The 3,052-nt window shown below is 64.9% G+C and carries 3 protein-coding genes; all 3 read right to left on the bottom strand.

What is annotated here, in order from left to right; all coding sequences use genetic code 11:
* On the bottom strand, positions 1-681 hold a 681-nt coding region (locus AC5JJ6_RS06470), incomplete at its 3' end, for a glycosyltransferase (protein WP_496041252.1).
* Between the two features lie 35 nt (positions 682-716).
* Positions 717-1,814 (bottom strand): glycosyltransferase, encoded by a 1,098-nt coding sequence (locus tag AC5JJ6_RS06475; RefSeq protein WP_496041253.1) that lies wholly within the window; start codon positions 1,812-1,814, stop codon positions 717-719.
* 9 nt (positions 1,815-1,823) lie between these two features.
* Positions 1,824-3,052 (bottom strand): polysaccharide biosynthesis tyrosine autokinase (locus tag AC5JJ6_RS06480; protein WP_496041254.1); only part of this gene is annotated, 1,229 nt, incomplete at its 5' end.

Genomic DNA, 3,052 nt, shown 5'->3' on the forward strand with positions numbered 1-3,052 from the left:
GGCTTCGAGCAGGTAGTCGATGCCGTCCTGGTCGTTCATCACGCCCAGGTACGAGACCATGTACTTGCGGCCCTTCTTCCAGGACTCGACCGGCGCTTCCAGGCGGAAGCGGTTCAGGTCGGGACCGCTGCGGACGATGAAGATGCGGTCGGACGGCACCGACCCGCGCGTCTCGGCGATCTTGCGGAAGCTGTCGTTGGTCGAGATGACGACGTCGGCGGTCCGGAACGTCAGCCGCTCCAGCTTGAGAAGGATCTTATGGAGCGGTCCCTTCTTCTGGAACTTGGCCTCGTAGAGTTCCGGCGACAGGTCGTGGTGGTCGAAGATGAACTTCTTGCCGAAGACGTATTTGAAGAAGCCGCCGACGATGAAGATCGTGTCCGGCGGATTGCACGCCTGGATGACGTCGAACCCGTGCTTGAACAGGATGCGGAACGCCAGCAGGAACTGCCAGAACAGGGCGGAGCTGTATTCCACCAGATAGCCCCACAGCCCGACGCCCTCGGTCGGATAGGGATGCCGGTAGATATGGACGTTCTCCAGGAACTCGTAAGGTTCGGGGTGCTTGTCGCTGCGCGGACAGCAGACGATGACCTGATACCCTGCGGCGCTCAAGGTACGCGCCTCGATCCATACCCGGCGGTCGAGAGGGACCGGGAGGTTTTCAACGATGATCAGCACTGACCGCTGCTGCTTGGAAACCCGCGTCGACATCATCAGTCCCCTTGTTTGATCTGTGCGGGAAGCACTTGGCTTACCGGCTTTTCCGGAGCTTTCCGCACTTTCTTTGCTCTAGCTATGAAGGCGTTCACCTCCCTTGCCTGTTTGAGCCACCGCTCATCACGCTTGAGACGAAGTTCCCGCATGCCGGTTTCCAATTGCGCCCACCGGCCGAGCGCGTCCTCCACTCCGTTCGCGATCGATCCCGCATCCAGCGGATCGACGAAGACGCTGCCCCCCGCGAACAGGGAGCGCAGTGTTTCCGTGTGGCTGAGCACCATCGGCTTGCCGGCCGCCACCCCTTCGTTGGCCGCCGACAGCTGGACTCCTTCCAGCGTCGTCAGGCCGACCAGCAGGTCGCAGCCGTGAAGAAGGGCATCGAAGTCCCGTTTGGATATGAACCCCGGGAACTCGACGTTCGGCGGCGCCCCGGCGACCAGCCCTTCATGAGCCTTCTTCGGGTTGCCGGTGACGACGTAGCGGACGCCGGGCGTCCGCCGCGCCGCCTCCAGCAGCTGTTCGATCGGCTCGTCCTTGGCGAAGGAGCACGGCACCAGCACCAGCGGCTTAACTCCGGGCTTCCGCTCGGACGGTGCTGCCGGTCCTTCGGACAGGCCGGCGCTGCGGTCCTCCAGCACCATCACCTGGCCGGCGGGTGCGCCCAGCGCCGTCAGCGGCCCGACCACGTCGGCGTTGTGGGCGATGCTGAGGTCGGCCGACCGCAGCGACCAGCCATGGAACGGCACCTTCGACCACGGCGGACGGATCACCGCGTTGTGGCAGTCGATGATCACGACCATCGACGGCGCCATGACGCGGCGCCACGCCAGCACCAGATGCGGAATGAAGCTTGGCGGCGACTGCACCCAGACGACGTCGGGGCGTTCCCGGTGGAGCAGGCCCAGCGTCTTTGCGCTCTTGACCAGATAGTCCAGCCCTTTGAGGGCTTTTGACGAAAATCCGCTCGTTACATACTCAACCTTGATGCCGAAGTAAGAGGCCAGTGTTTCCGGCCTGCGCTGAAAGCTTTTCCAGATCAGAAAAAGCTGGCGGTCCTGTTCCACTTGCGTTCGTTCCGGTCTATTGGCCGGCATTCGACGCTCCTATGCGGGAATGTTGTGATAGTCCTTGTAGCGGTATGCATAGGCAGACATGTCGCCCGCATAGCGCTGCTTGGAGTAATCGACCTTGGTCAGCACGATTCCGGCCACCGCGATATCCAGCGCTGTCAGGCTTTCGATGCCGGCCTTGACGGCGCTGCGCGGGGTCTTCTCCCACTCCACCGCGTAGAGCACGCTGTCGCAGCCCCTGGCGATCAGGGCCGCGTCCGAAGCGACCATGACGGGAGGGCTGTCGATCACGATGAAATCGTAGTTCATCATCAGCCGCTGCAACGCACCGCCCACGGCGGAGGACGAGGCGAAGAAGCGCTGCGGGTTCTGGATGCCGCGTCCTGCGGGCATGACGTCCAGGCCGGTAGCCTCGTCCACGCGGATCGCCTCTTCCAGGCTGACGCCCTTCTCGATGCATTCCACCAGACCGACCGCGTTGCCGAACCGGAAGGCCGCACCCACGGACGGGCGGCGGAGATCGCAGTCCAGCAGCAGGACCCGTAGGCCGCTGAGCGTCAGCGTGCGGGCGACCGCGATGGCGAGGGAGGTCTTGCCTTCGTCCGGCACCGAGGACGTGACGAGGACCAGCTTGGCCCTGCCCCCGGCGGGCCGCTCGTGGGTAAGCCCGGTGATGATGGTCCGGATCGCTTCGGCGAACGGCTCGAGCGGTTTGAGCAGGACCTGGTCGGCGATGCTCTGGCCGCTCAGGCGAACCTTGGGCACCGCTCCCAGCATCTTCAGCCCAAGCTCGTTCTTGATCTCGCGGGCCGAGCGGAAGCCGGGCGTCAGGTGGTCGTAGAGGATCGCCAGCGTCATGGCGAGCAGCATCGAACCCAGGGCCGCGACCGCGAGGAACAGCGGCTTGTTGGGATGCGACGGCTCCAGCGGCGCCCTGGCGGAGGTGACGATGCGGGCTCCGGCCTGATCCAGGTCGATCCGGCTGGTCGCTTCCTTGAAGCGCTGTTCCAGCGCCTCGAGCTGAAGCGCCTTGCCGTCGGCGGCGCGCTGAAGCTGGGCCAGTTCGTCGGCGCCGCGGCCGCTCAGGTTGGCTTCCTGCCTCAGGCTGTCGATTTCGGCCTGCGCGCTCCGCTCGCGGGCGCGGACCTCGTTGGCGCGGCTCTCCAGCCCCTGCACGATCTTGGCGACTTCCATCGCGCGTTCGCGGCGCGTCTGGTTGAGCTGCTGGGTCAGCTTGACCAGATCGGGGTGGCGGGCGCCCA

This window comes from Skermanella sp. (assembly GCF_059503625.1).